Source organism: Gemella sanguinis ATCC 700632 (genome assembly GCF_000701685.1).
GTDB lineage: Bacteria > Bacillota > Bacilli > Staphylococcales > Gemellaceae > Gemella > Gemella sanguinis.
The window spans coordinates 171,454-180,964 of sequence record NZ_JNJO01000004.1 but is presented as its reverse complement, the minus strand read 5'-3'; the positions used below and the strand labels follow the sequence as shown (position 1 = coordinate 180,964).

General features: G+C 28.2%; 7 protein-coding genes. 1 reads left to right on the top strand and 6 read right to left on the bottom strand.

Annotated elements, in window-relative coordinates:
• Positions 1-252 (top strand): transposase (locus T369_RS0103935; RefSeq protein WP_031552012.1); only part of this gene is annotated, 252 nt, incomplete at its 5' end.
• 157 nt (positions 253-409) lie between these two features.
• On the opposite strand, the gene recJ is transcribed toward T369_RS0103935, so the two are convergent.
• The 6 genes from recJ to T369_RS0103905 all read right to left on the bottom strand — a co-directional run bounded on the left by recJ (position 410) and on the right by T369_RS0103905 (position 9,421).
• Positions 410-2,668 (bottom strand): single-stranded-DNA-specific exonuclease RecJ, encoded by a 2,259-nt coding sequence (gene recJ, locus T369_RS0103930; RefSeq protein WP_031552009.1) that lies wholly within the window; start codon positions 2,666-2,668, stop codon positions 410-412.
• 43 nt (positions 2,669-2,711) lie between these two features.
• The gene (locus T369_RS0103925; RefSeq protein ID WP_006365036.1) at positions 2,712-2,981 is read right to left on the bottom strand and encodes a LapA family protein; all 270 of its coding nucleotides are present in this window, start codon (positions 2,979-2,981) and stop codon (positions 2,712-2,714) included.
• The gene (gene ligA, locus T369_RS0103920) at positions 2,974-4,974 is read right to left on the bottom strand and encodes an NAD-dependent DNA ligase LigA (protein ID WP_031552006.1); all 2,001 of its coding nucleotides are present in this window, start codon (positions 4,972-4,974) and stop codon (positions 2,974-2,976) included. Before ligA ends, T369_RS0103925 begins: the two co-directional genes overlap by 8 nt.
• A 7-nt stretch (positions 4,975-4,981) precedes the next feature.
• Positions 4,982-7,168, bottom strand: coding sequence for an ATP-dependent helicase (locus tag T369_RS0103915; RefSeq protein WP_031552004.1), 2,187 nt, complete (start codon positions 7,166-7,168; stop codon positions 4,982-4,984).
• Between the two features lie 195 nt (positions 7,169-7,363).
• Positions 7,364-8,491 carry a recombinase RecA gene (gene recA / locus T369_RS0103910; RefSeq protein WP_031552001.1) on the bottom strand — a complete coding sequence of 376 codons (1,128 nt, stop codon included), beginning with the start codon at positions 8,489-8,491 and terminating at the stop codon, positions 7,364-7,366.
• 15 nt (positions 8,492-8,506) lie between these two features.
• Positions 8,507-9,421 (bottom strand): fumarylacetoacetate hydrolase family protein, encoded by a 915-nt coding sequence (locus T369_RS0103905; protein WP_031551998.1) that lies wholly within the window; start codon positions 9,419-9,421, stop codon positions 8,507-8,509.
• Positions 9,422-9,511 lie beyond the last annotated feature (90 nt).

Genomic DNA, 9,511 nt, shown 5'->3' with positions numbered 1-9,511 from the left:
AACGAGAAGAAAATAATAAGACGCCATATAAATGCGGATTATTATGATGAAGCTAGGTTAAGACGTATATCAAAAGAAGGAAAACTATTGTATAAGAGAAGAAAAGAAACAATAGAACGTAGCTTTGCGGATTCTAAACAAAATCACGGATACAGGTATGCACAATATAGAGGAAAAGCCAAAGTACAGTCGTACGCTTGGCTGTCTTGTTGCGTTCAAAATATGAAAACAATAGCATTAAGAGAGGTATAAAACCTCTTAATACTACTGGATTTTTGCCTTAAGGCTTATTTTTTTTGAAAAAAAATACCATAACATCAATACTAGCTTGATATTTCGGTATTTTTGTCAACAATCTGAGGATTAACTAAAAATATTTTAGTTAATCCTTTTTCTTATACATTAATAGCTATTTTTCAAACTTTTTATTTATATTAATAATACTATCTTTTAAAAGTAATTTTTCAACTTCAAAAATATTTTCCATTTTTACATACATTGATGATTTTCTAAGATCTACGGTTTCGTAATTAGGATTTAATATTATTATATTATTCTCAATTTTTACAAGATTCAATTCTTGAAAAATTTGAATCATAATCTTTAAACTATTAATATTTGTCTTAAGTATACTTAGTAAATAATCTAATTGTTGAGTAATATTTACTTGTTTATTTGGTGCATTTAATACAATATTAAACAGCTTCACTAATCTTGATTTATCAATTTTATAAACTTCTGACATAATTTGTTTATCATTACAAATCAAGTATATTTTTTTAGGTTTTAATTCTAAAATTTTGTTAATATCTTCTAGTGAATGTGGAATATCTAAAAGGTAAATATTAGAATATTCTGTATCGATATTATCTAAATCTTTATAACAATAATAATTACTTTGTTTATTATCAATATCTTTAGATAATTTTAATGAATCTATACTAATTGTCGTTTCATCAAAGTTAGTATATCTTAAATCCTCAAAAAGGAACTCTTTAATTTGCATATCAATGATATGTGCTTGTAATTTCGTTCTACCATTAAAATAATTTTTATCTAAAGTACAAAGTAAATCTATCGTATCATTGACATTTACATCCTTAAATATCATATTATCCTTAAAACTAATACATTCTAAGTTTCCTACTTCATCAGCAATAGTTAAACGTAAATACTGTTTATCTGCACCAAAATAAACTTTTTCTATTACCTTTGCATTCTCTAATAAAATATTTGGTTTCTCAAAATCCATTCCAAATGGTTTTAATACTTCCAATGAATTTAAAAATTGATAACTTACTTCTTCTAAGCTACTCACTATATCTATGTTTTTGGTTGATTTTAGTTCATTATTATTCTTATATTCATCAAACTCATCACATAATGCTTTTTCTATTTCTTTAAAATTCTGCTCATCAAAAGAAAATCCAGCTGCGAGTGTATGCCCACCATAAGCAATAAATTTATCTCCTATTTTATTAATTGCAGTGTATATATTAAAATCAAATACACTTCTTGCTGAGCCTTTTAAAATCCCTTCTTTATTATTCATAATAAGTACAGGTCTTTGATATTGCTCAACAATATTAGAAGCAACAATACCTAGTACTCCTTCATGATAATCTCCAGAGACCATTATTACACTCTTATTTTTTATATCGTTGTTTTCTATTGTTTCAATAACATCCTTAACAATATTTTCCGTTACCTCTTTTCTTTGAACATTATACTCTTCGATTTGTTCTGCTAAAGATTTAGCAACAGAAATATCTTCTGCCATTAAAAATGACAATCCTACCTTTGCACTATCCATTCTTCCTATTGAGTTCAGCTTAGGTGCAATATAAAATCCGATAGTTTGTTCATCAATATTGGTTGTAATATTAGATAATTCTAATAACATTTTAATTCCAATACGTGGATCTTCATTTAGTAACTCTATTCCTTGCTTTACAAATATTCTATTTTCATCTGTAAGAGAAACCATATCTGCAACTGTTCCAATAGCTACTAAATCTAGTAAAAAATCTGGATATATTTCTAATAATGCATGTGCCAATTTAAAAGCCACACCTACTCCAGCTAATTTACCAAATGGATATTGCCCCTCTGGATGCTCTGGATGAATAACTGCATATGCTTTTGGAATTTCATCTTGAATTTTATGGTGATCAGTAATAATAACATCACAACCAAGGTTATTTGCTAATTCTACTTCATCCACTCCTGCTATACCATTATCCACAGTAATTATAAGACTAATTCCTGATTTAATTATTTTAGAAAAAGCATCTTTATTAGGACCATACCCTTCTTCAAAACGATTTGGAATATATGAAGATACATTAGCTCCTAGCGAAACTAAAGTTTCTACTAGTAGAACAGTAGAAGTAATTCCATCAGCATCATAATCACCATAAACAAGGATTTTTTCCTCATTTTCTATAGCATTATTTATTCTTTCAACTGCTCGTTTCATATCATGCATTAAAAAAGGATCATAACCTTCCTCATAATTATCAGAAAAATATTTCTTTACTTCTTCAATTTTATTAATACCTCTAGAATTTAGTATTTTAGCAATATTTTCCGATATATTATATTCTTTTAAATCATTCAAAAAAGTTTCATCATATTGAGGATAATTCCAATTATATTTAAGTCCCATTTTTTCGCCTCTATTCTCCTAATCTATCATAATAATTAAATAACTATTCATCTTCTAATTTTTCTTTACTAAATAATAATTTAGATGTTCTTTCATATTTTCTCTCTAATGTTTTATATCTTTGGTACCAAAAAATACTTGCTATAATTGCTCCCAAAAAGAAACATGTAAAAAATACTAGTGTTAATGGGAGTTTTAATGTAAAAAATATAAATGATACGGGAACAGCATTATAATTCATTATAAAAAAAGTAATTATTGAAACAAATGCTATTACCAAACCAAAGACTTTATACGGTAATTTATTATCCATTTACTTTCTTCTCTCCTAACATAGAAATAAACTCTTCTTCACTTATTACTTGAATACCTAATTGTTCTGCCTTTGCTAATTTTGAACCTGCCTTTTCCCCTGCTAAAACTAAATCTGTTTTTGTTGTTACACTTCCTGTTACTTTTGCTCCTAATTTTTCCAGATACTCTTTTGCTTCATTTCGTGTTAATTCAACCAATTTTCCTGTTAAAACAATTGTTTTCCCACTAAATATATTATCATCTTCAATTTTTTGAACTTCATATTGAGGATCCATACCTATTGAAATTAAATCGTTTATAAATTTTATATTTATTTCATTAGATAGGAAGTCAATAACTGATTCTGCTGTGATTAAACCAATATCTGGTAAATTAATTAATTCATCAACAGTCGCCGTCATTAAAGTTGTTAAGTTTAAATACTTTTCAGCAAGTATTTTAGCAGCCTTTTTACCAACATTTAATATACCTAGTGCATAAATAACCTTATCTAAAGAACTATTCTTTGAGTTTTCAATTGCTGTTAATAGATTATCTACAGATTTTTCTCCCATCCTGTCCAAATCAATTAATTTTTCTCTCTCTAAATAAAATAAATCTATTGTATGAGAAATAATACCTTGCTCATAAAGAGTAGCTACTACTTTATCACCCAATCCTTCAATATTTAAAGCATCTCTCGATGCAAAGTGGATAATCTTTCTTATATTTTGTTCAGGACATTCAGGATTAACACACCTAATAAATGGATCATCTTTCTTTGAGACAAGTTCACTATTACAAGAAGGGCATCGATTAGGCATTATATATTTCTCTGAATTTTCTAATCTTAATTCTTTTAATACTCTAACAACCTTTGGAATTATTTCCCCTGCTTTTTTTACAATTACCATATCTCCAATATGAATATCTAATTCATCTATTACATCTTTATTATGCAATGATGCTTTAGATACAGTAGAACCAGAAATTACAATAGGATCTAGTTGTGCTACAGGTGTAACAATTCCAGTACGTCCCACGCTTAGTTCTACATCTAATAACTTTGTAGCTAATTCTTCTTCTGGAAACTTATATGCAGTTGCCCATCTAGGACTTTTTTGAGTATAACCAATCTCTTCTTGAAGACTGTATGAATTTACTTTTATTACAATACCATCAATTTCATAAGGTAAATTTTTTCTATTTAAATCCCAATATTCTATATAATTTATTACTTCATCAATATTTTTACAAAGCTTATAATTATTATTTACAGGCAATTCATATTCTTCAGCAGTTTTCAATGCTTGTAATTGTGATTCAATAGTATTATCTCCTACTACTGAATATATAAAGGCTGATAATCGTCTTTGGGCAGTAATTTTAGAATCTAACTGCCTTAATGAACCTGCTGCTGCATTTCTTGGATTTGCAAATAATACTTCATTATTCTCTTTACGTTCTTCATTTAAAAGATTAAATGATTTCTTAGGTAAATATACCTCGCCTCTGACTTCAAAAGTTTTTTTGTCTTTTAATACTTTTGGGATAGAAAATATAGTCTTAATATTTTCGGTAACTTCTTCACCAACTGTACCATCACCACGAGTTGCTGCACTTATTAATTTTCCATCTTCATAGTTTATTGAAATTGCAAGACCATCAATTTTTAATTCACAAATGTATTCTATTTTTCTATCTGCTACTACTTTTTTTATTCGATTATCAAAGTCCCTTAAATCTTCAGTAGAGAAAGTATTTGACAAGCTTAACATAGGGACTTTGTGTGTGACCTTCTCAAATTCTGATAACACAACATCTCCTACTCTTTGTGTAGGTGAATTCTCTTGAATTAACTCTGGATATTCTTTCTCTAGTTTTTCGAGTTGCTTATAAAGTGTATCATATTCAGTATCACTTATTTGAGGATTATCCTCAACGTAATAATCATAAGAATACTTATTTAATAATTTTACTAGTTTATAAATCTCTTCTTTTATTTCTTTCATTTAAGTACTAGTCCTTTCTAGTCAAATTAGCATATTCTATAAGAAGTATCTTAACACCAACTTCATCAAATTCTACTTTTACACTATCAGTTTTTATGTCTAATACTTTTCCTTCACCAAATTTCTTATGTAATACTATATCACCAGTGCTATAGTTCATGTCATTTGATAGTTTAGTTTTTTTAGTAATATTAATTTTTGGACTAAGATTACTTATAAATCTATTTGCTTGTTCAATATTTGAATCTTTTTTATCTGATGAAGTTGAGCCAAAAGCGGACTCGAAATGAGTAAGTTCCTTTGGTACTTCATCAATAAATCGTGATTTCCTATTCATTTTTATTGAACCAAATTGCATACGTCTGTTTGCAAAAGACATAAATAATCTTTCCTTAGCTCTTGTTATTGCAACATATGCTAATCGACGTTCTTCCTCCATTTTATTCCTTTCATCTTCACTACTATCTGCATCTCTTATAGACGGGAATAAACTTTCTTCAAGTCCCATTATAAATACTACATCATATTCAAGTCCTTTAGCTGCATGTATAGTTGATAAAACTACAGCATCCTCAATATTTTCATCATCAGCATCAGAAGTCAGTGACATTTCTGATATAAAATCTATTAAGCTATCATTCATACTTGAAAACTGCTTCGCAGATGAAACTAACTCTGATATATTTTCAATTCTACTTTCTGCGTAAGGATCCGATGATTCTTTAAGCATATTTTCATAACCTGAATCCTTATAAATTCCAATAATAAGTTCATCAATTGAATAATTTTCAGTATTAGAGTATTTTTTTATTAAGTTAGTTAATAAATGAACATTAGTAGTTATCTTTTTAGAAACTCCAATCATATCAATATTTTCTAGAGCTTCAAATAATGATAGTCCATATTCATTAGCATACTTATCTATTTTTTCCATTGAGGTTGCCCCAATTCCTCTTTTAGGAACATTAATTATTCTTCTTAAACTAAATTCATCATCTCTATTTACTATAACATTTAAATACGCTAATAAGTCACGTATTTCTTGACGTTGTAAGAATTTTAATGACCCTATAAGCTTATATGGTATACCGAACGATAAACATGAATTCTCCATTGAACGCGATAAAAAGTTAGCTCGATATAAAATTGCCATATCTCTAAATTTTATGCCTTCTTTATTTAATTCTAATATTTTTCTAGCTATATCATCTGTTTCATCTTTATCATTTAAAGCACCATAAATAGATATTTTTCTATTACTTTTATTCTCAGACCACAATGCTTTTTCTTTTCGTTCAGTATTATTTTTTATCACTGCATTAGCGGCATCTAAAATAGTTGAATTAGAACGATAATTTTGATCTAAGAATATTAATTCAACATTATCATAATCTTTTTCAAAGTTTATAATATTATCGCTACAGGCTCCACGCCAGCTATAAATACTTTGATCATCATCACCAACTACACAAACATTTTTGTGTACTGCTGATAACATTTTTATAAGTTTATATTGTATAACATTAGTGTCCTGATACTCATCAACATGAATATACTGGAATTTATTTTGATAAATACTTAGTACTTCAGGATGTTTTTCAAAAAGGACTATTGTTTTTAGCATTAAATCATCAAAATCTAATACACTATTTTTCTTTAAATAGTTTTGATAATGTCCATAAATTTCAGCTACATTTTTCATAAAACCAAATCTAGACTGGCTGCGCATATCGCTAACACTTGTCATATTATTTTTAGCTTTTGATATGATTTTTAATATGTTATTTGGTTGATATGAATCTTCTGATAGATTTAACTCTTTTAGTATATTTTTAATAATTAATTTTTGCTCACTTACATCTAATATTGTGAAATTTTTATTGTATCCAAGCAATTCTATATTTTGTCTTAAAATTCTTACACACATTGAATGGAAAGTATTAATCCAAATATACTTTGAGGTTTCTCCAACAAGACTATAGATTCTCTCTTTCATTTCTTTTGCTGCTTTATTGGTAAATGTAATTGCTAAGATATTACTTTCTAAAACATTTTTTTCAGAAATTAAGTATGCTATCCTATTTGTCAGAACACGAGTTTTTCCACTTCCAGCTCCTGCTATTACCATAACAGCACCCTCAGTTTTTAGTATAGCCTTTAATTGATTTTCATTCATATTTTGTACTAAATTCACTGTATTTCTCCTAGTTTTTATATAATTATATTCTATCACATTTTCAAAATAAAAACTCAGAATAGCTCTGAGTTCTTATCATTAACCTTATTGTATTATAGAAATATTGCAATTGCAGAAATAAATCCACTAGCCAATATTGCAAATATCATCAACCATAATACTATTTTAAATAATCTTTTATTCATATATCTATTATTCTACCTCACCTAAATTTTCAATCCCTAAATCTAGTTCATCAGCTTCAACATCTTCAGTTGAAGTTTCTTTATTACCTGTTTTATTCAATATTTCTGCCCTTACTAAATCATAAATTTCATTATATAACTCTTCATTTTCTTCAAATACTTTTTTTACATTTTCTCTACCTTGACCTAGTCTTTCTCCGTTATATGAGAACCATGATCCAGATTTATTAATAATATCTAAATCCACAGCAAAGTCAAGTGTTTCACCAATTTTTGATATTCCTTCTCCAAACATAATATCAACTTCTGCAATTTTAAATGGAGGAGCAACTTTATTTTTAACTATCTTAATTTTTGTTCTATTTCCTAATATTTCACTGTCAGCACCTTTTATTGCTTCTCCTTTACGAACATCAATTCTTACTGTTGAGTAGAATTTTAATGCACGTCCTCCAGTTGTAACTTCAGGGCTCCCAAACATTACTCCAACTTTTTCACGTAGTTGATTTATAAATAAAGCAATTGTATTAGCTTTATTTATTTGTCCAGTTAATTTTCTTAATGCTTGTGACATAAGACGAGCTTGTAAACCAATATGATTTGCTCCCATGACACCATCAATTTCTGCTTTTGGTACTAATGCAGCTACTGAGTCGATAACTATAATATCAATTGCACCTGATAAAATTAATTTTTCAGCAATATCTAATGCTTGCTCACCACTATCAGGTTGAGATAAGAAGAATTTACCTGGTGTAAAGTCAACACCTAAAGCTTTAGCATATTCAATATCAAGTGCATTCTCTGCATCGATAAATGCTGCAATTCCTCCAGTTTTTTGAACTTCTGCGATAGCATGTAGAGCTATAGTTGTTTTCCCAGAAGACTCTGGTCCATAGACTTCCACTATTCTTCCTTTTGGATATCCACCTATTCCTAGTGCTGAGTCTATAGCTAGAGAACCAGAAGAAACTGCCTCTACTTTAATTGGATTTTCTGAAGAAATATCCATTATAGCACCTTTACCATATTCTTTTTCTATAACTTTAATTGCTTCATTAATTGCAGCCTGACGTGCTTTTAAATCTTCTTTTTCTATATGTGTAACTTGTTTGTCTTTTGCTTTTTTAGCCATGATTTATCCTTTCTTCTATTCGCCAATAACTGTAGTTAAAGTCCCTATTCCTTCAACTGTTATTTTAATTTCATCTCCTTGTTTTAAAAACTTAGGAGGATTTTGTGCAGAACCAACTCCTGCTGGTGTTCCTGTAGCAATAATATCACCTGCTTCTAATGGAACAATCTTACTAATTTCTGATAATACATCATCTACTCTAAATAACATCTCAGAAGTCATTGCATTTTGTCTAATTTCTCCATTTACTTTTGTAACAATACTCATAGATTCAGGAGAACTTACTTCATCTTTAGTAACTAAATATGGACCAACAACTGCTGATTTTTCTAATGATTTCCCTAAGAAAAATTGTCCATGTTTGTACTGAAGATCAGTAGCTGTAATATCATTCATAATTGTATAACCAAAAATATAATCTAATACAAGTGGTTTAAGAATATTTTTACCTGGTTTAGCAATAACAACAGCTAGCTCCCCACCAAAATCTAAACTATCTGTTATTGATTTATGAGATGGAACTACTTCATTATTACCAGCTAGTGCTGTTGGTGATTTTGTAAAAATAAGTACATCTTTAGGAGTTTTTGCCAACTCATCTCCTAATTCATTAACATGTGCCTCATAATTATGTCCAACACAAAGTACATTTTTAGGTGTTCTTGTTATAGGTGAACGCCAAATAATTTCATCAAATGAAACTTTATATTTTTCAGCATTTCCACTTTCTTCTACAACTTTTAAAACTTTTCTAATTTTTTCAATAAAAGAAACTCCATATACTTCAATAGCTTCTCTTAATGTTTTAGGGATAACATTTTCATTATCAAAATCTTCTAATACTTTAATTAAATTCCATGCACTTTCTTCACGTTTTACTTTTACTCCATATAGTTCTTCATTGTTATAACTAAACGATAAAAATTTCATAGTTGCCTCCTCGACTTTTTTATAATCTTTTAAGTTATTATACCATACTTTTTATGATATTACTATAGATTATTACAAAAAAATTAAGTT